The 22991-nt window shown below is 41.3% G+C and carries 16 protein-coding genes and 2 tRNA genes; 11 read left to right on the plus strand and 7 right to left on the minus strand.

Going from position 1 to position 22991, the window contains the following annotated elements:
* The first annotated feature begins 21 nt into the window (after window positions 1-21).
* The 9 genes from Q1W14_RS20105 to Q1W14_RS20145 all read left to right on the plus strand — a co-directional run bounded on the left by Q1W14_RS20105 (window position 22) and on the right by Q1W14_RS20145 (window position 17445).
* Complete coding sequence (locus Q1W14_RS20105) at window positions 22-2586, plus strand: GH116 family glycosyl hydrolase (RefSeq protein WP_300704463.1); 2565 nt, start codon at window positions 22-24, stop codon at window positions 2584-2586.
* An 87-nt stretch (window positions 2587-2673) separates the two neighbouring features.
* Window positions 2674-5925 carry a TonB-dependent receptor gene (locus Q1W14_RS20110; protein ID WP_300704464.1) on the plus strand — a complete coding sequence of 1084 codons (3252 nt, stop codon included), beginning with the start codon at window positions 2674-2676 and terminating at the stop codon, window positions 5923-5925.
* A 12-nt stretch (window positions 5926-5937) separates the two neighbouring features.
* The gene (locus Q1W14_RS20115; protein WP_300704465.1) at window positions 5938-7428 is read left to right on the plus strand and encodes a RagB/SusD family nutrient uptake outer membrane protein; all 1491 of its coding nucleotides are present in this window, start codon (window positions 5938-5940) and stop codon (window positions 7426-7428) included.
* 73 nt (window positions 7429-7501) lie between these two features.
* Entirely contained in the window at window positions 7502-8716 is a 1215-nt protein-coding gene (locus Q1W14_RS20120; protein ID WP_300704466.1) for a sialidase family protein, read from the plus strand.
* A 12-nt stretch (window positions 8717-8728) separates the two neighbouring features.
* Complete coding sequence (locus Q1W14_RS20125) at window positions 8729-9916, plus strand: glycoside hydrolase family 172 protein (RefSeq protein ID WP_300704467.1); 1188 nt, start codon at window positions 8729-8731, stop codon at window positions 9914-9916.
* Between the two features lie 87 nt (window positions 9917-10003).
* Window positions 10004-12568 carry a glycoside hydrolase family 3 N-terminal domain-containing protein gene (locus tag Q1W14_RS20130; protein WP_300704468.1) on the plus strand — a complete coding sequence of 855 codons (2565 nt, stop codon included), beginning with the start codon at window positions 10004-10006 and terminating at the stop codon, window positions 12566-12568.
* Window positions 12561-14378, plus strand: a complete 1818-nt coding sequence (locus Q1W14_RS20135) for a family 20 glycosylhydrolase (RefSeq protein WP_300704469.1) — start codon at window positions 12561-12563, stop codon at window positions 14376-14378. Before Q1W14_RS20130 ends, Q1W14_RS20135 begins: the two co-directional genes overlap by 8 nt.
* 9 nt (window positions 14379-14387) lie before the next feature.
* A complete protein-coding gene (locus Q1W14_RS20140) occupies window positions 14388-16949 on the plus strand; it encodes a GH116 family glycosyl hydrolase (RefSeq protein WP_300704470.1) in 2562 nt (853 codons plus the stop codon).
* 139 nt (window positions 16950-17088) lie between these two features.
* Entirely contained in the window at window positions 17089-17445 is a 357-nt protein-coding gene (locus tag Q1W14_RS20145) for a hypothetical protein (protein WP_300704471.1), read from the plus strand.
* A 16-nt stretch (window positions 17446-17461) separates the two neighbouring features.
* Here Q1W14_RS20145 and Q1W14_RS20150 read toward each other — a convergent pair whose 3' ends face one another.
* The 7 genes from Q1W14_RS20150 to Q1W14_RS20180 form a co-directional block, all read right to left on the minus strand.
* Complete coding sequence (locus Q1W14_RS20150) at window positions 17462-18613, minus strand: acyltransferase (protein ID WP_300704472.1); 1152 nt, start codon at window positions 18611-18613, stop codon at window positions 17462-17464.
* 95 nt (window positions 18614-18708) lie between these two features.
* A complete protein-coding gene (locus Q1W14_RS20155) occupies window positions 18709-19272 on the minus strand; it encodes a Crp/Fnr family transcriptional regulator (protein WP_300704473.1) in 564 nt (187 codons plus the stop codon).
* Between the two features lie 34 nt (window positions 19273-19306).
* A complete protein-coding gene (locus tag Q1W14_RS20160) occupies window positions 19307-19726 on the minus strand; it encodes an ATP-binding cassette domain-containing protein (RefSeq protein WP_300704474.1) in 420 nt (139 codons plus the stop codon).
* Between the two features lie 119 nt (window positions 19727-19845).
* Window positions 19846-19918 (minus strand) — tRNA-Gly (locus Q1W14_RS20165).
* Between the two features lie 9 nt (window positions 19919-19927).
* Window positions 19928-20010: transfer RNA gene (locus tag Q1W14_RS20170), tRNA-Tyr, on the minus strand.
* Between the two features lie 62 nt (window positions 20011-20072).
* The gene (ribH, locus tag Q1W14_RS20175; RefSeq protein ID WP_300704475.1) at window positions 20073-20567 is read right to left on the minus strand and encodes a 6,7-dimethyl-8-ribityllumazine synthase; all 495 of its coding nucleotides are present in this window, start codon (window positions 20565-20567) and stop codon (window positions 20073-20075) included.
* 139 nt (window positions 20568-20706) lie between these two features.
* The gene (locus tag Q1W14_RS20180; protein WP_300704476.1) at window positions 20707-21390 is read right to left on the minus strand and encodes a tetratricopeptide repeat protein; all 684 of its coding nucleotides are present in this window, start codon (window positions 21388-21390) and stop codon (window positions 20707-20709) included.
* 171 nt (window positions 21391-21561) lie between these two features.
* Between Q1W14_RS20180 and recF the strand changes: the two genes are divergently transcribed.
* Together recF and Q1W14_RS20190 are read left to right on the plus strand one after the other, a co-directional pair.
* On the plus strand, window positions 21562-22671 hold the full coding sequence (recF, locus tag Q1W14_RS20185; protein ID WP_300704477.1) for a DNA replication/repair protein RecF: 1110 nt from the start codon (window positions 21562-21564) through the stop codon (window positions 22669-22671).
* Entirely contained in the window at window positions 22668-22958 is a 291-nt protein-coding gene (locus Q1W14_RS20190) for a DUF721 domain-containing protein (protein ID WP_300704478.1), read from the plus strand. Before recF ends, Q1W14_RS20190 begins: the two co-directional genes overlap by 4 nt.
* The last annotated feature ends 33 nt before the right edge of the window (window positions 22959-22991 follow it).

Here is a 22991-nt window from a genome sequence, read left to right on the forward strand (position 1 = left end):
TTATTATTAAATTAATATCTGATGAAAAAGATTATAGTTTGTGTTTTGATAGGGATTGGTATATATTGTATGTGCTCCTGCTCGGATGTGGAACAAACGCGCAGTTATAACCAAAAGTATACCGGAAAATATACCAGTAGAGTTGCCTTCCCAATTGGTGGGTTAGGGACAGGGATGTTCTGCATAGAAGGTAGCGGTGCTATTTCGAATATGAACATTCGGCATCGTACTGAAATGCTGAATGAACCCACTATGTTTGCCGGACTGTATCTGAAAGATATTGAGAATGGAAGCATAGTCATTGAAGGACAGGTGCCCGACTGGAAGAAGTTCGGGCAACCTCAATCTACCAAAGGATATGGCGGTACCTGGGGATTACCCCGCTTTAAAGATTGTGATTTTGAGGCGAAGTTCCCGTTTGCCAACCTCAGTATGCACGATGATGAACTGAAAGTGGACGTGTCAATGCAGGTTTGGAATCCATTTATTCCTACCGATGAAGATAACTCAGGACTGCCTGTAGCTGGTTTTGAATATACATTCAAGAACAAGTATGATAAAGAAGTAGAAGCCATATTCTCATACAATTCGAAGAACTTCCTGGATATCCGTAGAGGAGGAGCACCTATTAAATCAATCAAAAATGGCTTTATTATCTCTCAGAATGGCATTGAAGGTGAACCATTTCACCAAGCAGATTTCGCTATTTTCACCGATGAACCGGACACGAAGGTAAATCATTGCTGGTTCAGAGGTTGGTCTTTCGACTCATTTACAATGTGTTGGAATGAAATGAGCTCGGGACAAATGAAGGAAAATCCGGCAAATATGCCCGATGCTCCGGGAGCCTCGCTATATGTTCCGTTTAAACTGAAACCGGGTGAGTCGAAAACAATCCGTCTCTATATGGCATGGTATGTTCCTTACTCACCTATACGTGAAGGACTGGAACCCGATACGGATATTGATACGCCCGATGCACCTGTACTCAACGAAAAAGGAGAACCTGCCAATTACATCGACGCTTCTATTCAATTGTCCGATAAATACCGTCCCTGGTATAGTAACCGCTTTGCCAATGTAGAAGAAATAGCCGATTATTGGGTGAAAAACTATAAGAGCCTGAAAGAGAAAACAGAACTGTTTACGAATGCATTCTATAGTACCACTTTACCCGACGAAGTTATTGAAGCTGTATCTGCCAATCTGACGATACTGAAATCTCCTACAATCTTCCGCCAGTACGATGGCAGAATGTGGAATTGGGAGGGTTGCGGCAATGAATACGGTTCCTGCTATGGTTCTTGTACCCATGTTTGGAATTATGCTCAAGCCATTCCTCATTTGTTCCCAAGAATGGAAAGAACGATGAGAGAAACTGAATTCTTCGTTAGCCAGGCAAAGAACGGACATCAGGCATTCCGTTCCGCACTTCCCATTCGCCCGATAAGGCATAATTTTCATGCCGCCGCCGATGGTCAGTTGGGCGGTATAATGAAAGTGTATCGCGACTGGCATATCTACGGCAATGATGAATGGCTGAAACTGATTTATCCTTACGCCAAGAGTAGCCTTGACTACTGTATCGATACCTGGGACCCTAAAAGAGCAGGTGTTATCGAAGAGCCCCATCACAATACCTATGACATTGAGTTTTGGGGACCCAGCGGCATGATAAACAGCTACTATACCGGAGCTTTGCAGGCTCTTGTAGCGATGGGAGAATATCTAGGAAAAGAGGTTGTCGAATATAAAGAACTGATGAATAAAAGCATTTCTTACATGGAAAGCCAGTTGTATGACGGTGAATACTTTATCCAGAATATCCGTTGGAAAGAGCTACAGGCTTCTGACCCTACCAAAGTACAATCCGTTAATTCCAACTATTCTAAGGAAGGATTGGAGTTGCTGGAACAGGAAGGACCCAAATACCAGTATGGCAAAGGTTGTTTATCCGATGGAATAGTAGGCTCTTGGCTCTCATTGGCTTGTGGACTGAACGAGGCGATAGACCGACAGAAAATAACAAGCCATTTGCTGTCCGTCCATAAGTATAATCTGAAAAGAAATCTCAGGAAACACGTGAATCCCCAACGCTCCACCTTTGCTTTGGGGGATGAAGGAGGCTTATTACTTTGTTCCTGGCCCAAAGGAGGTAAACTACAACTTCCTTTTGTCTACTCCAACGAAGTGTGGACAGGTATTGAGTATCAGGTAGCATCTCATCTGATGTTTGAGGGTGAAGTAGAGAAAGGACTGGATATCGTACGTATCTGCCGTGACCGTTATGATGGTCGGGTACGAAATCCATTTAATGAATATGAATGTGGAGCATGGTATGCACGTGCATTATCAAGTTACGCCATGCTACAAGCTTTGACCGGAGTTAGGTACGATGCGGTTGATTCTACTTTATATATTGATTCGAAGATTGGCAATAATTTCACCTCTTTCTTATCGACAGAAACCGGCTTCGGCAATGTCGGCTTAAAGGAGGGCAAGCCATTCATTGAAGTAAAATATGGGAAGATTGATGTGAAAAAATGCTTTGTTTCTGATAAAGAGGCAGATATTATTAATAAGTAGAAGGAAGGAGGGCTAATGAATAGGAAAGGACATTAAAGGCGTAACAGCCAATCTAATAATAGTTTGAAACACAAATAATAATTTAAAATGAAAACAATAGACATTAAATCTAATCATAGGATCGTATACTGGTCGTTCTGCATTTTTCTTCTTACTGTTATCAATGTAGGAAGCATACATGCGCTCGAAAATAATCCTACTGAATTATCAATAAACCAATCTGATAAAAGGACTGTAAAGGGCAATGTGGTTGACGAATTTGGTCAGCCGTTAGTGGGAGTTACCGTACAGGTAAAAGGGACATCCTTGGGTATTGTAACCGATTTGGATGGAAACTTCAGTTTAAGTATTCCAATGGACAGCCGTACTTTGGTATTCTCTTATATCGGTATGAAAACCCAGGAAATGCCTGCCAATAAGAGCACTTATAGAATTGTGATGATAGAAGATGCTACTCAAATGGAGGAAGTGGTAGTAATTGGTTACGGCTCCCAATCCCGTGAGAAAATTACGACATCTGTGACCAAACTTGATAAGGATGCATTGAAGAATGTACCTTATACAAATGCTGCTTCTGCATTACAAGGTACCTTGTCCGGTGTACGTGTACAAAGTATTTCCGGTCAACCCGGCGCCGAACCTCGTATCATTGTTCGTGGTGGTACTTCCATTAATAATCCTAACGGAGCTACTCCATTATATATTATCGATGGAATTATGAGACCCAATATGACCCATGTAGCCTCCGAAGAAATAGAGTCTATCCAGGTATTGAAAGATGCCGCAGCTACTTCAATTTACGGTGCGCAAGGCTCGAATGGTGTTGTGATTATAACTACCAAAAAAGGTAAAGCCAGCAAAGCCAGAGTTGATTATAGATACAACCTGACAATTTCTGATATCGGTAAGAAATATGAGTTTGCCAATGCCGAAGAATTTCTGACTCTGATGAGAAAAGGTATGATTTCACCTGCAAAATTCGGTACGGCAACAGAACAGAGACTAATCGGACATTTGGGATATGGCACCGGTAATGACATGACTAATAATACAGCTTTCTCTACTCAGTATCTGACAGATGCCAACCGCTACAAGTTAGACCAGGGCTGGAAGTCTATGCCCGACCCGGTAGATCCAAGCAAAACCTTATTGTATTCGGACACAAACTTCCAGGATAAGATTTATCGTACCGGATTCTCACATAACCATCATATCGAAGTTTCTGGTGGAACGGATAAAGCTACTTTCAATGCCGGCTTAGGATATATGACTAATGAAGGTACTGTAATTACCACTTCTTACAAACGCTACAACTTCAGTATGAATGGTTCTTTGCAGGTATTTGACAATCTGAAAATTTCTGCCAGAACTACTTATTCTAATTCATATACTTATGGTTCTCCATTGGCAGCCGATGCTACTTTCTACCGCTCGCCTGCCGCTTCACCCACTACCAAGTTCACATTTGAGGATGGTAGCCTGGCTCCGGGAGCCGCACAGTATTTGGGCAATGCCGTTTATCACATGGATAAGGCGCAGAGAGAATACGATTATCAGAATCTATCTATCGGAGTCGATGCAGACTGGACTATACTGCCCGGCCTATCCTTTAAACCGGCACTCTCTTTATTCGAGGTAAACAGTAATAACTATACTTTTTGGGATGCTTTTTGGAATGGACCGAGAGATTATATTACTACCCGAAATGCCAATGCCGATAATTACAGATGGAGACAATATCAGGCAGATGCCGTATTTAACTATGTAAAGGCTTTCAATGAAGACCACCATTTGGATGTAACAGCCGGTTATGCTTTTTATTTCAGAAAAGAAGGACGATTGGCTGCTGCCGGTAGAGGCGCTTCTACCGACCTAGTACCTACTTTAAATGCATCCAGTGTACCTGTCAGTGTAAGTAGTTCTATCACGGAACGGTCTATGCAGGGTGTTTTTGCCCGCGTGGGATATGATTATCAGAATAAGTATCTTATTTCAGTATCTGCAAGATATGATGGTGCTTCCAATCTGGGTACTAACAATAAATGGGGATTCTTCCCGGGTGTATCATTGGGATGGCATGTTGATAAAGAGAAGTTCTGGTCGTTTATACCTAAGGACTTGATGCGCTTGAAATTGCGTGCCAGCTACGGTGTGAATGGTAACATTTCGGGCTTGGGTGATTATACGGCTCAGGGAAGTTACAGTGTAGGTTCTAAATATTTGGGAAGTGCAGGTATTACGATGGGAGCCATGGCCAATCAGACTTTGAGTTGGGAAGAATCCAGGACATTTGATATCGGTGCCGATGTATCCTTCTTCAATAATCGGGTAAACTTTATCTTTGATTATTTTAATCGTACAACAGATAACTTGTTGACTAACCGTAACTTGCCTCATTCAACCGGTTTTGGCTCTATTTTCACTAACCTGGGACGTTTGCAGAACAGAGGTGTCGAGTTGGAATTGAGCGCAAGAGTTCTGCCTACATCCAGTGCACTACAATGGGTCTTGGGCTTGAATGCTTCGAAAGTGACCAATAAGATATTGAAGTTGCCCAATAATGGAGTTGAGAACAACCGTATTGGGGGTGAATACGTATGGGATGCCAAGTTAGGCAAGCATACATGGCAAGGTGGGTTGCAGGAAGGCGGCAGAATAGGAGATTTGTTTGCTTATAAGATGTTGGGCATCTATTCTACAGATGAAGAGGCGCAAAGAGCTGGTGAACCGATAGACAATGTGATTACAGTCCCCGATAAAACGAAATACGGTGGTGACGTGAAGTGGCAGGATACTGACGGCAATGGTGTCATCGACAGCAAAGACCGGGTATGCATCGGTAATATATATCCCGACTGGACCGGAGGTATCAATACCTCTTTATCTTACAAAGGATTCGACCTTTATTGTAGACTTGACTTCACCCTGGGACATACCATTTATAATTTTGCTAAAGGCTTCCTGGACTATAACTGGCAGGGTGACAACAATATGACGAAAGATGTAGTGGACCGTTCTTGGAAAGAGCAAGGTGACAAGGCAGACATGCCTAGATTCTACTGGCATGGCGACCGTGGACAGCAAAATGCCATCCGTGGTAGCTCCCTGTATCATGAATCGGGCGACTTTCTGGCTATTAGAGAGCTTTCTTTAAGCTACACTATTCCAACGAATATCATTCGAAGAATTCGTTTGAGTGGTCTTAGATTTACAGTTACCGGTAACAACTTGCACTACTTTACCAAATATTCCGGTCTTAACCCCGAAGAAGGCGGACAGGATAACGGTAGATATGCCATGCCGAGAAATATAATTTTTAGTGCAAATGTATCATTTTAATAAAGTAAAGTTATGAAAAACCGAAATAGATTAAATACTGTAATAGCTTTGTTTATGGTCTTGACATTTGCTGCATGTGATGCATTGGACCTCAAGCCGATAAGCTATATCACAAATGAGTCTTTCTGGCAGACGGAAGACGATGTCAAGGGTGCGCTCAATGGTATCTATGTACAGTTGAGAGGTGCTGCCGAACACGATTTGTATGTATTGGGTGAAGCACGTAGCGAGATACTCACAGTGGGTATCGGTGGATATGGAGGTTACGACATCTACTACTATAATACATTGACCCAGGCAAATATGCCGATTTCCTGGATACGTTATTATCAGATAATCAATTCTTGTAACCTTCTTCTGAAGTACGCTCCTAATGTAACTTTTAATAGTGAATCTGTCCGCAATAAAATGCTGGCTCAGGCATACACAATGAGAGCCTTTATGTATTTCGTTATGACGCGTACATGGGGAGATTTGATTATTCATACCGACCCGATTGAGAATACGAACTCGGATGTTCTTTATAAAGAAAGAATGCCGCAAGCCGAAATATTCAAACTGATTAAAGATGACTTGGAGAAGGCATTGGCTCTATATCCGGATGATGACTTTGGTACCCAAAGAGCTATGTGGTCTAAACCGGCAGCATTAGCTTTAAAGGGCGATGTCTACCTTTGGTCAGGCAGGAAACTGAAGGGTGGAAACGGCGATATCGAAACTGCACTAAGTGCTTTGAACTCCATTAAAACAAGCAATCTTAGCTTGCAACCCGAATTTGCAGATGTATTTGCCTATGACAATAAGGGAAATAGTGAGATATTGATGAGTGTAAGATTCCAAGACCTCGAATCGGGAATCAATTATTTCAGATATATGTGGATACACGGAAGTGCTGTTCCGGGTGATGCATCTCAAGAAGTGAAAGATGTTGTTTATCCCATTGGTCCGGGACAAGGTATCATTGTGGCTTCTGACGAATATCGTAAGCAATATACAGATGACGATACCCGTAAGGATGCTTCTTTCCTTGAAATCTATTCTAAGGATAAGGAAACGGGAGAAAACAAGTTCTATGTCAGTGTAGTATTGAAAGGTAAGGGATTAGTACGTGATGGTGACCGTATCTTTGCCGACGATATCGTTCTATATCGCTATGCCGATGTATTATTGATGAAAGCCGAGGCCAAGAATGCATTGGGTCAGGATCCTTCTGCCGAGATCAATGAGGTAAGACGACGTGCTTATAAAGATAAATATGAGGACCATATTTATGTGAATAGTACCAAGGAAGTAAATGATGCTGCTATTCTGAAGGAAAGATTGCTGGAATTGGCATTCGAAGGAAAGAGATGGTGGGATTTGGTTCGTTTTGATAAAGCCTTCGACTTAGTGCCTTCATTGAGAGAACATAAAGGGAAGGATTATATGATGTTGTTCCCGATTCCGCTGTCTACAATAAGTGTGGAACCAAAGGTAGATCAAAACCCAGGTTGGGATAAATAAAGTAATTGATTGGTATTCTTTCCACTATGTTGTAACTTTACAACATAGTGGAAGAATTTAAAATATATATGCGATGAAACTGTATGTAAGAAAGTCCGTATTTGCTATTTGTTGTTTAGTTGCCTTTTTAAGTTCGGTTACACCATTGTCCGCACAGCAGAATACGGTTCTTGTACCCGGTGTAAAGAAAGTGAAGGATGTATTGATCTATAAGGACACGATGTTCTATTCTGCATTCCCATCGGCTATAAAACTAGCGAATGGTGAGATACTGGTTTCCTTCCGGAGGGCTCCCGACCGTAAGGTATTCGGTGAGAAAAAGAATAATCACTTGGATCCGAATAGTTATTTGGTAGCAGTAAGGTCGAAAGACGGGGAGCATTGGACAAAGGAACCGGAGTTGATATATGCCCATCCGTTCGGAGGTTCGCAAGACCCCTGCTTGTTGAAGTTGAAAGATGGCACATTGCTGTGTGCAGGTTATCTGTGGACGTTTATTCGTCCGGATGGATTAGCCAAGTTGACAAAACCATTCGTACAGAATACGGATGCTGTTTTTGCAGGAGGATATATACTACGCTCTCATGATGACGGGAAAAGCTGGAATGAACTGATTACTCCTTGTACTGTTCCGTCTGAAATAAACTATAGTGGGTTAGGTGGCAAGCTCCCTGCATATAACCGGGGTGCTTTGTATGAAGGAAAAGACGGACGTGTATTCTGGGCAGTGGTTGCTTCGGATACAGAGTCTTTGAAAAATACGTCGGTATATCTGCTCATCTCTAATGACAAGGGAAAAACTTGGGAATATAGTACACGGATTGCGAAAGATGATAAGGTTTCTTTTAATGAAACCTCCATGTACGAAACACCAAAAGGAGATTTAGTGGCATTTATGCGTTCGGAAGCATTTGGAGACCAGGCTTGTATAGCACGTTCTACAGATGGAGGCAAGTCATTCTCCCAATGGAAAAGCATGGGATTTAAAGGACATCCTCTTCAGGCAATGAGACTGCCTGATGACCGAGTATTATTGACGTATGGTTATCGTCATAATCCGTGTGGGGTAAGAGCCCGAATATTGAATGCGGAATGTACGGACTTTGCCACAGCCCTCGAGATTATAATAAGAGATGATGCTGATGACGGGGATGTAGGATATACCTGGTCGGTACAATTAGACAAGAAAAGAGTATTAGTTGTATATTATATAAACTTCGACAGAGCACGAGGAACCAGGCATATACAGGGTTCCATTTTAGAAATAGAACAGCAAAAACATCTGTAAAAAATTATTACCATGAAGAAAAAACAAACCTCGGACAATATGGAGCCTACTCCGGCACAGATGTCCCGCCGTAAAGCATTAGCCACGATGGCAGGAGCTGTAGGGCTGGTTGCATTGCCAGGTGTAGGTCATGCTTTGAATCCTGCCAGAGAAGAACCGAAAGGAGTGGCTACATCGGCCTATACATCCATTCATACAATGCGTAATGCTGTTTCCCGGCAGTTTACTACCTTTGATTTGAATACTAAAATAAAGGCGCATCTCGTAGGACCTGGTGAAAAATCGGTATTAGTAGATCATTCTTCCCCTGGTATCATTACTCGTATGTGGTTTACAATCAATGGTTGGTTTTGGGAAAACTGGGATTTGAGTGAAGAACGATGGCCCGACCCTACTATCTTGAAGATGTTGATACTGCGTATATATTGGGATGGGCAGGATTATCCGTCAGTAGAATGTCCTATTGGAGATTTCTTTGGTATAGGGCATTGTGAGTATAAACACTATATGTCCAAATATATAGGAATGTCCAGTGGTGGTTTTTACTGTTATTTCCCTATGCCGTTCAAGAAAGTCAGGATAGAAGTGGAGAATCTTCATCATCGGCTAACTACCAGTGTATTTCTGAATGCGAATTATGACCAGTTTGATACCTTGCCCGAAGGTATGGGACGTCTTCATTGTCTGTACAATGCAGGTACAAATCCGGGATATGAGCCTTTGACGATATTGCAGACAAAAGGACACGGACATTTTGTAGGTTGTTCCTTATCTATGCAGAGTTGGCTTCCCAATTATTTAGGTTATCTGGAAGCTCCGGAGTTTGTCTATATAGATACGGATGACAAAAGTGTCCCGACAATTGTGGGTTCCGGACTAGAAGATTATTTTAATGGCGGCTGGTATTTCAGGGAAGGTGAATTTAGTGGAGAACTGCATGGAGTCCCGATAAAGGACCCATTACGTTCTATGGTGAGCATGTATCGTTATCACGACCAGGATGCTATCTGTTTCAATAGGAGTTTTGTATTTGATTTTATAAATCCGCGAAAACCTGAACAGACTCGTCCTTTCAAATTTTCGTCAGCTGCTTTTTGGTATCAGGATGAAGCGGTGCCTTTGGCATTCAAGTTGCCTGAAAAGGATAAGTTAGTCGATTGGTATAGAATGCGTGATACGGATCATCAGGCGATACCTTAAGTTATGTATTAGTACTTACTTTTAAATGATGGATATATGATGTTTGAAGATAGGATATTTAAACGATTGTTTATACCTCTAATATTTTTGGTCAGTATAGTACTGGATGCTTCTGCCCAAAATATTCCTGCATATAAAGATTCTAATAAACCGGTTGAGAAGCGAGTTGCCGATCTGTTAGGCAGAATGACACTAAGGGAGAAAATAGCGCAACTGAGCCATCTTCATGGGCATCAATTGTATAATGGTCAGGAGGTGGATTTTCAGAAATTGAGTGATGCGGCAGGAGATGTCAGTTATGGATGTATTGAAGGATTCAATCTTACAGGTCGGAACGTAAGAAGAGCATTCCATGTCATTCAGAAATACATGGTTGAAAAGACGCGCTTGGGTATACCGGTTTTCACAGTGACTGAATCTTTGCATGGCTCTGTACATGACGGTTCTACTATTTTTCCTCAAACGGTCGCTGTGGGCAGTACTTTTAATGTGGAATTGGCTTATCAAATGACGAAAGCCATAGCTGCGGAATTGCGTTCGCAAGGAGTTATCCAAACTCTTTCACCCGGACTTGATGTCGTGCGTGATTTGCGATGGGGACGGGTAGAGGAATCCTTTAGTGAGGACCCGTGGCTAGTAGGACAAATGGGCATTGCACAAGTACGAGGTTATCTTGATGGAGGTATCTCTCCGATGTTGAAACCTTTCGGGCCTGGTGGAGCACCCTTAGGAGGATTAAACCTAGCTTCTGTAGAGAGTGGCGAAAGGGATGTACGCAATATACATATCAAACCGTATGAGATGGTTGTGAAAAATACAGCGGTGAAAGCTGTGATGAGTTCATACAATTCATGGAATGGTATCCCTAATTCTGCATCTTCTTATTTATTGACTGATATCTTGCGTGGTGAATGGGGATTTGAAGGATATGTTTATTCAGACTGGGGTGCTGTATCCATGCTGAAGGATTTTCAGCATACAGCCAAGAACGATGGAGACGCTGCTATCCAGGCATTGACTGCCGGACTGGACTTGGAAGCTTCAAGTAGTTGTTATTGGGCTTTGGAGCAGTTGATAGCGCAAGGTAAGTTTGATGAAAAGTATGTAGACCTGGCTGTCAGCCGTATCTTACGTGTAAAATTCGAATTAGGATTATTTGAAAATCCATATCAGGGCAGTGATATGTCAGGGGTTACCATGAGGACTGAAGAAGCCGTCGAATTATCCCGTAGAATAGCTGATGAATCGATTGTATTGGTGAAAAATGAGAATAATCTTTTACCGTTGGACTTGAATAAGATAAAGTCATTAGCTGTGATAGGGCCAAATGCCAATCAGGTACAGTTTGGCGATTATACTTGGAGTCGTAGCAATTCGGATGGAGTTACTCCACTGGAAGGTTTAAAGAAACAAATAGGTAATAGCTTGAAGATAAACTACGCTCCCGGTTGTGACTTGACTACGGATGATGTCTCCGGATTTGACGAGGCTATAGCTGTAGCAAAGGCAAGTGACATTGTTGCCATGTTCATTGGTTCCTCCAGTGCTTCATTGGCTCGCGACTATTCGGATGCTACTTGTGGCGAAGGCTTTGATTTATCTTCTTTGGATTTGACGGGAGTACAGGAGGAACTTGTGAAGAAAGTGTATGCTACAGGCAAGCCGGTTGTGGTTGTACTAGTAACAGGTAAGCCTTTCTCTATTCCATGGCTAAAAGAAAAAATACCGGCAATAGTAGTACAATGGTATGGTGGAGAGAAGTCGGGTGATGCCATTGCTGATATGCTGTTAGGTAAAACAAATCCGTCGGCAAAACTTCCATTTTCGTTTCCACAAAGTGTAGGGCATCTGCCGGTATTTTATAATCATCTACCTACGGATAAGGGATTTTATCGTCGTCCGGGTCAACCTAATCGCCCGGGACGTGATTATGTATTCTCTTCTCCTGCTCCATTGTGGTCTTTCGGTCATGGGCTTAGTTATACCACATTCGAGTATGTGGACGCAAAGTATTCTTCCGATTTGCTGTACCCCACTGATACATTAACGATAAAGGTTTCGTTAAAGAATAGCGGGAATATGCAGGGAAAAGAGGTAGTACAACTCTATGTCAAAGATATTGTCAGCTCGGTCGTTACTCCAGTGAAGCAACTGAAAGCATTTGCAAAACCCTTCTTGAAGCCGGGTGAAACTCAAGAAGTGATTCTTCGGCTAGCAATGCAGGAACTGGCTCTTTATGATTCGGATCTGAAAAGAATTGTAGAAGAAGGTGAGTATGAGATACAGATAGGAACTGCATCAGACAATATCAGGTTAAAGAAAACGATTGTTGTGGGAGAAAAACAATCGGCTATCCCTGTCAATAAGTTATCTGATAAGGAATTCGATGTAAGCGAAATAATAAACAATCCCGGTCGAAAGATAAAGGTATCTGGTTGTATCAGAGATGTACAGGCAACTCCTGTAGGCGGAATCGAAATAAAATCGAATTATTCGGGTAAGAAAGCCGTTAGTGTAAAAGATGGAAAATATTCTATAGAGACAGTGGAAAATGATATTTTGACAATCTCTGCCCAGGGATTCGAAACTATCCATGTAAAAGTAGATAAGAAAAACAGTATAAACATAAAACTGAATTACAGCCATGATTAAATATAAAAGTTATTGGAGATATATCTTCGTATTATTACTAGTTTTTGAGGTATTGCCCAGTCAAGCCCAATCTATTATACCAATGCCTAAGGAAATAACTGTAGGCGAAGGAAACTTTAAAGTTTCATTAGAAACCCGTATCAACTATAATGACAAGTCTCTTGCCAAAACAGTTGCTCTGTTCAATGATTATATGGACGGAAGGTTTGGCATGATTCTGAAGAATGGCTCGAGCGGGAGAAATACCATTCATTTGCAATTGGATAAGAAAATGCCTGCAGAAGCCTATTCATTGACAGTTAATGACAAGGGAGTAACAATCAAGGGAAATGAAGCCGGAGTATTTTATGGTATCCAAACTTTGCAACAGTTACTCGAGACCGGACAAAACGCGGAGATTCAACTCCCATCTGTTATAATAAATGACGAGCCTCGTTTTGGCTATCGTGGTTTGATGCTTGATGTTGCCCGTTATTTCTATTCGGTAGATTATGTGAAAGAATCTATTGATTTGATGTCTCGCTATAAAATCAATAGATTTCATTGGCATCTGACTGAAGATGCCGGTTGGCGTATAGAAATCAAGAAACATCCCGAATTAACCCGGATAGGTGCATGGAGAAATAGTACTCAATGGGGACATAATCCTGCGGAACAGGATCGGATTCCTCATGGAGGTTTTTATACGCAAGAGCAGATAAAGGATATTATCCGGTATGCGGCAGATAGATATATTACTATTGTACCTGAGATAGATCTACCAGGACATACAATGTCTGTGTTGGCTGCTTATCCGAATCTGTCTTGTACAGGTGGTCCATTCTTGGTGCCGGAGACATGGGGTATCAAAGAAGAAGTATTATGTTTGGGTAATAAAGATACGTACCAGTTTGTAGAGGAAGTCCTGTCGGAGGTAATTGACCTATTTCCCGGTGAATACATTCATATAGGTGGTGATGAGGCTCCCAAGCGTCGTTGGAAGGAGTGTTCCAAGTGTCAGCAGTGCATCAAGGACAATCATTTGAAAGACGAACATGAACTGCAAAGCTATTTTATTCATCATCTAGATGAATTTGTAACGAAGAAAGGTCGCAAGATTATTGGGTGGGACGAAATTCTCGAAGGTGGTTTGGCACCCAATGCAGCCGTCATGAGTTGGAGAGGTGAAGCGGGTGGTATTGCTGCTGCCGGATTAGGTCATAAGGTGGTAATGGCACCTAATAATTATATGTATATCGATTATTATCAAAGCAAGGATCATGCTAATGAACCTTTGAATATTGGAGGTTTGGTAACGCTGGAACATACTTATAGTTATGAACCCTATACTTCCAAACTGACGAAAGAACAATGTAGTTTTATAATGGGAGTACAAGCTAATTTGTGGGGAGAATTTGTACATCATCCTGATAAAGCAAACTATATGGCATATCCACGTGCGATAGCTCTTTCCGAAATAGGATGGTCACCTATTGAAAAGAAAGATTATGCCAGTTTCAGCAAGCGATTATCGTCTTGTTTAGCCGATTTGGATAGGCAAGGTGTAACCTTCCGTATTCCTGAACCGATTGGGTGGGATAAGGCGGTCGTGAATGGCAATGCTGCTATTGTTAATTTAGAACCATCAGTTGCAGGAGCTGAGATATATTATACTGTAGATGGAACCGATCCGCGTTTATATGGAAAGCTCTATGCTAACACACTGCAACTACCTTTGTCTTTCAATGGGGTGAATGTGAAGTGTTATCTTCGTCTTCCTTCAGGTAGAAGTAGTGCAATTTATACTGTTAGAACACCAGATATGAAATAAATAGAAGACATGAATAAATATTTTCTGATATGTTTTGCTGCTTTAGGAGTATTCTTCCATAGTTGCCAAACTCAAGATGACACAACAAAACGCAAATATAATGAGAAGTATGTGGGCGAGTATACACGCAAGATTGCTTTCCCCATAGGCGGACTAGGCACGGGAATGTTCTGTATTGAAGGTACCGGAGCATTGAGCAATATGTCTGTACGCCATAGACCAAATGTGTTTAATGAACCGACTATGTTTGCTGCCATCCATGTTGAAGGTTACGAGCATGGTACCCGCATTCTTGAAGGTCCGGTTCCTGAATGGAAGAAGTTTGGTGCTCCTAATTCCAGCCGGGGAGATGGAGGCTCATGGGGAATGCCTCGCTTTAAAGATTTCAGTTTTCAATCTCGCTTTCCTTTTGCTGAACTAAATTTGGCAGACCGGAATGTTCCTGTGGATGTAAAGTTGACTGCTTGGAATCCATTTGTCCCCACTGATGAGGATAATTCAAGTTTGCCTGTTGCAGGGATCGAATACGAATTCCATAATACAAGTGACAAAGAAGTGCAAGCCATCTTCTCTTATAACAGCATGAACTTTATGCAGACGCCCGGTAAAGGGAAGGCTTATATAGATGCAGCAAAGAATGGTTTCATCCTCAGACAAACAGGCACGGAAGATGAACCTTTCTGTCAAGGCGACTTTATGATTTATACGGATGAACCTCAAACGGTAGTTAATTGTAATTGGTTCCGTGGAGGTTGGTTCGATCCTTTGAGCATTTGTTGGAATAACTTGGAAGAAGGGAAAATGGAAACAAATCAGCCTAGATTGGATGGTGCAGTTGGTGCCTCATTGTATGTGCCGTTTACACTAAAAGCAGGAGAAACCCGTAACTTGAAGTTGTTCATGGCTTGGTATGTACCTTATTCACACGAAAGAATCGGTGGAACTCCCCAAACTGATACGGATATTCCTGATACACCCGTTTGCCCGGACAGTACCAATAGCTGTTATCCCTATGAGAATAAATTCGAAGAAACATACCGTCCGTGGTACAGTAGCAAATTTGATAATATTCAGGCTGTTGCTGATTATTGGCAGGAAAACTATAACTCCTTGAAAGAGAAAACTCTGCTTTTTACAGATGCTTTTTACAGTTCCACTCTTCCTGCAGAAGTCAAAGAGGCCGTTGCTGCCAATTTGAGTATATTGAAGTCTAACACAGTGCTTCGCCAGTACGATGGGCGTATGTGGAATTGGGAAGGAAGTCATGATAATTGGGGCTCTTGCCATGGTTCTTGTACACATGTGTGGAACTATGCACAAGCTGTATCTCATTTATTCCCTCGCTTGGAGCGAACATTGAGAGAAACCGAATTCTTTGTGAGCCAGGATAAAAAAGGACATCAAGTATTCCGTACTAACTTGCCTATCAGCCCTACAGTTCATGATTTCCATTCGGCAGCCGACGGACAATTGGGAGGCATTATGAAAGTATATCGTGAATGGAGGATCCAAGGTGATACAAACTGGTTGAAGATGATGTATCCGGCAGTGAAGAAAAGTATGGATTATTGTATTCAAACTTGGGATCCAAGAGAAGTAGGTGCTATCGAAGAACCCCATCACAATACTTACGATATAGAGTTTTGGGGAGCAAACGGCATGATTACCAGTTTCTATGCAGGTGCATTACAAGCCATCTGCCTTATGGGAAAAGCTTTTGGTGATGATGTTTCGCATTATGAAGCATTGATGAACAAGAGTAAGATTTATTTGGAAGATAAGCTTTTTGACGAAGAATATTTTATTCAGAATATACAGTGGACAGGGCTGAATGCACCCGATCCGGTGAGTGCCCAGTCATTTGTAACCCATTATACTCCCGAAGCTTTGAAGATTTTGAAAGAAGAAGGACCGAAATACCAGTACGGTAAAGGTTGTTTATCTGATGGTATTTTAGGATCATGGATGACATTGGTTTGCGGAATGCCGGAAATAGTCGACCGTAAAAAAGTAAAGAGCCATTTGAATTCAGTTCATAAATATAATTTCAAGAAAGATCTGACCAATCATGTGAATCCTCAGCGTTCTACTTTTGCATTGGGAGAAGATGGAGGCTTGCTGCTTTGCACATGGCCGAAGGGTGGCAGATTGAAATTACCTTTTGTGTATAGCAATGAAGTCTGGACTGGAATTGAATATCAGGTTGCTGCTCATCTCATGTTCGAAGGTGAGGTAAAGAAAGGGCTTGAGATAGTACGTACTTGCCGTGATAGATACAATGGTCGTGTTCGTAACCCTTATAATGAGTATGAATGCGGAGCATGGTATGCACGTGCAATGGCAAGTTATGCAATGTTAGAAGGACTTACTGGCATAAGATACGATGCTGTCGAGAAGACTTTGTACATAGATTCAAGAATAGGCAATGATTTCACTTCGTTCTTATCAACCGAAACTGGTTTTGGTAATGTAAGTCTTAGGGGAGGAAAGCCTTTCATAGAAGTAAAATATGGAAAGATGGAAGTACAAAAGTGCATCGTATCAGGCGTAGAAACTCCAATTACGATATGAAATAATGTGTCAAGCATAGATTAAGTGTTTTTTATAGAGTAGATTGATTCTGCGGGGCTGTGATAGTTCTGCAGAATTTTGCTTTTTTTGTGTAACCAAACTTCATTTGTTTGCGTCTAATCAATAAAAAGGAGGAATTATGAAACTGAATTTTTCAATGGATGAACTTTATTTGAAAGTAGAGAAGTACATAAAGAAAGCAGGTCGCACCGCTGGACGCCCTGTACTTACTACATATTATGTGATGGTAGCTGAGAGTACCCCGGAAAGTGAACGGACTAATATTATGCTTGCTTTGGTAGCAATAGTTGTTCCTACTGGTGTAGAAGACTTACTGGGGCAGATATTTTTGGTTGGAAAAGGAGCAGCAGTAGTCTATGCCTATAAGAAAGTGAAAAAGTATACTACTCCTCAGATAAAAGATAAGGTGGAAGCTAAGTTGGATGAGTGGTTTCATGAGAATGTGACGGAAGTGAAACCAATCTATTTGGAATAGCTTTACTTTGTTTTTATTACTTCTTATTCAAGAAACGTTTAGCCAAATATTTTCGTATAGGCTCATCGTATAATTTCAAGCATAGATAAGCTAACAATATATTCCACGCATAGACGCATAAGGCAACTTGCCAGGTCTGCTCTAAAGTGAAAAGTTGATTTTTAATCAACCATGCATAGAACAAGTACATGAATGGGTAATGTATCACATAGATCGGATAAGATATATCTCCCAGGAATTTGCATATCTTGGTTGACTTTTTATCTGTAGTACTTCCCGACGCTCCTAGCCAAACAAGAATAGGAAAAGCTATGACAACACAAAATGCTTCATAAATACCGTTTGTACAAACTGGTTCCGCACCTTCCAGATAGGGTACAGAGAACAGGGCAATAAGTGCAATTGTACATATCCAAAATGCCCCTTTCAGCTTAATAGGCTTGAAGTTGCGCGATAAAAGCATACCCATAGAGAAAGGGAAAAGCATTCTTAACAGTCCTCCGGTAAAGTTTACGCTATCCAATGTCCAACCTACTCCCATATTTCCATAACCGGAGACATCGAAGATGGCGAATAATGTCAATGCTACTCCCAACAATGCAGTTAGTACAGCCAACGCTTTGTTTGATAAGCGACGAATGAATAAGACATATAGGATATTGCCAATATACTCAAAGAACAATGACCAACAAGGTCCATTCAGTGGGAACATTTCACCATTGCCACGGACTTCATAACCTACACCCGGCATTGCAGGAATGAAAAATATCGTGCAAAGGAGCGATAGCATTACCATTGAGAATGCAATATGTGTTCCGTCCCATTGCACACATCCTTGAAGGTAGAACGTAATAGCACCTAGAACGGCACCTATAATCACCATCGGGTGAAGACGTATAAGACGCCGCTTGAAGAAGTTTTTCATGGTAAGACCTTTACCCCAGCGGTCATCATAAGCATAACCGATAACGAAACCTGAAAGGATAAAGAAAAAATCTACGGCTAAATATCCGTGATTGAAGGTTTCAATAATACCACCGCCGGCAAAAGCGTAACCTTCGAATATATGATACCATATAACCATAAGAGCTGCCACACCACGAAGACCATCAAGAAGGTCATAATGTGCTTTGGTGTCTGCAAAAGCTGAAGATGAAATGTTTGACATCTGTTTTTCTATAGTTTGATAAATGTTTTCTGATGTCAAAGATACGGCATGAGGAACAAAGTTCTTTTGCTTAAAAGCAAAAAAACAGCAAATATCTATTTTTTCGCACGTACCCGGCTGAGTGTATAGATGGATATACCAAGAAAGGCTGCTATATACTTCAGCTTCACCCGGTTTATCAGTCCGGGATAACGGCGATTAAACTGTTCGTATCGCTCTTTAGGTGAGAGTTGAAGTCTTTCCACAAACATGTGACTGAGTTCCTTGTTTACATTTTGATGCAAGATTCTTCCCCAGTTGGCTATATCAATGTAAGTTTCATAAAGTGTATTCAGCTTATCTATATGGATCGCATAGATTTTGCAATCCGAAAGTGTTTCAATACTCTCAATCGATGGTTGTTGGTAGTACAATGAATCCATCCCAAAAGTTACGTCTCCTTCTTGACTGAACCAGGTAGTGGTATCTTGTCCGTCATGGTGGAAAACAGAATGGGCAACCCCTTCCTCAATGAAATAAACCAAACGGTCAATTACTCCTGATTGCACTACATAGGTGCCTTTAGAGTAATATCTTACCTGCATATTTGCCAACAATGCCTGAAGTGCTTCATCGGAGACCGGATAGATTTGCCTGATTTTATTAATGATGTTATTCATAGGAGAGGAATTCATAGTTTTGTTATAATTTGAGCTAAATAAAGTATATCCCTTTTAGCTCGTCTAATTCTTTTACAGGTCGTAAGTATCCTTCATGGAGCAGCATATAAGTATCTGCAACTTTGATCACAGCTCGGTAGTTATGATCTGTAAGAAGAATAGATTTTGTTCTACTGCTTGCGCCAATCAAAGTACACAATTTCTCAACTGTGATTGGGGAAAGTCCGTTAAAGGGTTCGTCGAGGATAATGAAAGGTGCTTTCCCGTTTAGTAGAATTAGAATTTCAATATATCGAATCTCCCCTCCTGACAATTCATCGGCCCGATTATCAAATACTCTCTGTACTATTTCGTCAGTCATAACATTGGTTGCATCCGGACATGCCAGCCGAATAATCTCCTTTACCCGCATATCTTTAGGAAGAAAGTCCTCTTGCGGAAGATAGCCTATCAAACCGGTCTTATAGGCTTTACTATGAAATGACTTCGATTATGTAGCTTTGTACGATTTCAAAATCTCTTAAAAGTGAGAATCAGATAGAAATCTTTCGATAACTATCTGATTCTCTTGAGAGCGGAAGACGGGGCTCAAACCCGCGACCCTCAGCTTGGAAGGCTAATGCTCTATCAACTGAGCTACTTCCGCAATTTTTTGTGGGCGAAGATGGATTCGAACCACCGAAGTCGAAAGACAACTGAGTTACAGTCAGTCCCATTTGGCCACTCTGGTATTCGCCCTTTTGCTCTTAAGAAAGTTGGCTTAGTAGCTTTGTTTCTCAATTGCGAGTGCAAAGATACGACTATTTTTGTAAACTCCAAGCAAAATCGATCATTTTTATTGCAGTAATTGCACATTCGTCACCTTTGTTACCTAGTTTGCCACCGGCACGGTCTTCGGCTTGCTCCATCGTATTGGTGGTGATTAATCCGTAAATGACTGGTATATCGCCACTTGTATTCAATTGAGTGATTCCTTGCGTAGCGCCCATGCAAACGTAGTCAAAATGTGGAGTATCGCCTCTTACGACGCAACCAATAGCAATAACTGCATCGATTTCACTATATTCGATAAGTTGATTGGCACCAAAGGTGAGTTCGAAACTACCGGGCACTGTTTTTACCATAATATTTTCATCTTTTGCTCCGTGCTTTTTCAGAGTGTTTATCGCACCATCTAAAAGTGCACCGGTTATATTGAAATTCCATTCAGATACAACAATCCCGAATTTCATTTTTTCAGCGTTAGGGACAGAATTGAAGTCATAGTCTGAGAGGTTGTGATAAGCTGTTGCCATAATGAATTGAGAATTAAAAATTAAGAATTAAAAAAATAAGAGGAAGGGGGAGGGAAATAATAAAGGCACGAATTACACGAATATCACGCATCTTGCGTTTTCCGTATAATCCGTGCCTTAAATTGTTTTATATGGAATATTACTTCTTCAACAATTTGGCTTGCTCGATGTATTTATCGATGTCCATAGCTTGGTACGAACGGAAGTATTTATCCTTAATGGTAGTATATGCTTGGATGGCATCGTCATACTTGCCTTGTTTAACAAGAATTTCACCTGCCTGCATCAAGAAGATGGGGCTAAGTGTATTGTTATCTGCTTCGTTGGCTGCCTTCATTAACATAGAAGAAGCTTTGTCCAGCTGACCGAGTTGTGCATAGCAGTTACCCAAAGCACCTTTGATAGAAGGAGCTACCATTTGGTCATCACCATCGAAGCTATCCAATGCTTTTACGGCTTCATCAAACTTGCCGAGGTGAGCATAACAGATTCCCATATAAGCCTTTGCCAAATTAGCAGCTTTGGTTCCGCTGTATTCATTAGCAATTTTTGCAAAACCTACGTAACCGATGCTGTCACCGTTCAGTGCTTGTTCATAAGCGTCTGCTTCGAAGTATTCTTGTCCTTTGAATAAGGCAGCCTGAGCTTTTTCTTCGCGAGGATCAGCATAGAAGTTCTTGTACATTACTATGCCTGCTATAATAATGATTATAGCTACTACGGCACCGATGATTGCTTTTTTGTTTTTGATAAAAAATGCCTCTGATTGTGTCAGTGCGTCTTCCACGTTTAAGGCTTCATTTGTCTTTTTTTGTTCTGCCATTTTTATATATTCTTTTTGTTATTATTCTTAATATAGCTATTTCGACCCGCAAAAGTAACTTTTTTATGTTTATCAACGAAATTTAGGGGCATCTTTTTTTGCTTTGCATTCTCTTTCGCTCACTAAATCGAGATTTTGCATTATCTTTGTAACCAAACTCGTCGTTGTTATATGATACTGAAACGTATATCTATACTTAATTATAAGAATTTAGAGCAGGTGGAACTTTGTTTTTCACCCAAGCTGAACTGCTTTTTCGGGCAGAATGGTATGGGGAAAACGAACCTGCTGGATGCTGTTTATTTTCTGTCTTTCTGTAAAAGTGCGGGTAATCCGATTGATTCACAAAATATACGCCATGATGCTGACTTTTTTGTAATCCAAGGCTTTTATGAAGCACCTGATGGCACACCGGAGGAAATTTATTGTGGTATGAAACGTCGTCAGAAGAAGCAGTTCAAGCGGAATAAAAAGGAATATACACGCTTATCGGATCATATCGGTTTTCTGCCATTGGTGATGGTTTCACCTGCCGATTCGGAACTTATTGCCGGAGGGAGTGACGAACGTCGCCGTTTTATGGATGTCGTTATTTCTCAATATGATAAGGAATATCTGGATGCACTGATACGTTACAATAAAGCACTTTTGCAACGAAATTCATTGTTGAAAAGTGAAGAACCGGTGGAAGAGGAGCTTTTCCTTGTGTGGGAGGAGATGATGGCGCAAGCTGGTGAGGTAGTTTTTCGTAAGCGGGAAGCTTTTGTACAAGAGTTTATCCCAATTTTCCAGTCTTTTTATTCTTTTATATCCCAAGATAAGGAGCAGGTAGGATTGACGTACGATTCGCATGCCCGTGACGCTTCTTTGCAGGAAGTGCTGAAAGAAAGCCGCATACGTGACCAGATTATGGGGTATTCTCTACGTGGTGTCCATAAGGATGAATTGAACATGCTTTTGGGGGATTTTCCTATCAAGAGAGAAGGTTCACAGGGGCAGAATAAAACTTATCTGGTGGCTCTTAAACTGGCTCAATTCGATTTTCTGAAACGAACAGGAGCTACTGTGCCTTTGTTGTTATTGGACGATATCTTTGATAAACTGGACGCATCGCGTGTAGAACAGATTATCAAGCTGGTTGCTGGTGATAACTTCGGACAGATCTTTATAACAGATACAAACAGGGAGCATTTAGATCGCATTTTGCATAAAGTAGGCAGTGATTACAGAATGTTCCGTGTTGAACAAGGAACTATTTCAGAAATGGAGGGTGAGATATGAAGCGTAACAATGCCGAGCAGATAGGTATACTTATTCGCAACTTTCTTAGACAGGAAAGTTTAGAATCGCCATTAAATGAACGACGGCTTATCAGTGCATGGCCCGATGTGCTGGGGCCTACCATTGCATCTTACACCCGAGAACTTTACATTAAAAATCAAGTACTTTATGTGCATTTGACGTCTGCTGCACTCCGCCAGGAACTGATGATGGGGCGTGAACTACTGGTACGTAATTTGAATCGCCATGTTGGGGCACAGGTCATCACAAATATTATATTTAGATAGAGCATTGTTTTGTGCTGTAAAAATACAGTTTGT

Origin of the sequence: Bacteroides sp. (assembly GCF_030151085.1) — a bacterium.
Lineage (GTDB): Bacteria > Bacteroidota > Bacteroidia > Bacteroidales > Bacteroidaceae > Bacteroides.

Bases quoted from the DNA above. Each gene is read 5' to 3' on its own strand.
- Q1W14_RS20105 (WP_300704463.1), top strand. From the start codon at position 22: ATGAAAAAGATTATAGTTTGTGTTTTGATAGGGATTGGTATATATTGT.
- Q1W14_RS20110 (WP_300704464.1), top strand. From the start codon at position 2,674: ATGAAAACAATAGACATTAAATCTAATCATAGGATCGTATACTGGTCG.
- Q1W14_RS20115 (WP_300704465.1), top strand. From the start codon at position 5,938: ATGAAAAACCGAAATAGATTAAATACTGTAATAGCTTTGTTTATGGTC.
- Q1W14_RS20120 (WP_300704466.1), top strand. From the start codon at position 7,502: ATGAAACTGTATGTAAGAAAGTCCGTATTTGCTATTTGTTGTTTAGTT.
- Q1W14_RS20125 (WP_300704467.1), top strand. From the start codon at position 8,729: ATGAAGAAAAAACAAACCTCGGACAATATGGAGCCTACTCCGGCACAG.
- Q1W14_RS20135 (WP_300704469.1), top strand. From the start codon at position 12,561: ATGATTAAATATAAAAGTTATTGGAGATATATCTTCGTATTATTACTA.
- Q1W14_RS20140 (WP_300704470.1), top strand. From the start codon at position 14,388: ATGAATAAATATTTTCTGATATGTTTTGCTGCTTTAGGAGTATTCTTC.
- Q1W14_RS20145 (WP_300704471.1), top strand. From the start codon at position 17,089: ATGAAACTGAATTTTTCAATGGATGAACTTTATTTGAAAGTAGAGAAG.
- Q1W14_RS20150 (WP_300704472.1), bottom strand. From the start codon at position 18,613: ATGTCAAACATTTCATCTTCAGCTTTTGCAGACACCAAAGCACATTAT.
- Q1W14_RS20155 (WP_300704473.1), bottom strand. From the start codon at position 19,272: ATGAATAACATCATTAATAAAATCAGGCAAATCTATCCGGTCTCCGAT.
- ribH (WP_300704475.1), bottom strand. From the start codon at position 20,567: ATGGCAACAGCTTATCACAACCTCTCAGACTATGACTTCAATTCTGTC.
- Q1W14_RS20180 (WP_300704476.1), bottom strand. From the start codon at position 21,390: ATGGCAGAACAAAAAAAGACAAATGAAGCCTTAAACGTGGAAGACGCA.
- recF (WP_300704477.1), top strand. From the start codon at position 21,562: ATGATACTGAAACGTATATCTATACTTAATTATAAGAATTTAGAGCAG.
- Q1W14_RS20190 (WP_300704478.1), top strand. From the start codon at position 22,668: ATGAAGCGTAACAATGCCGAGCAGATAGGTATACTTATTCGCAACTTT.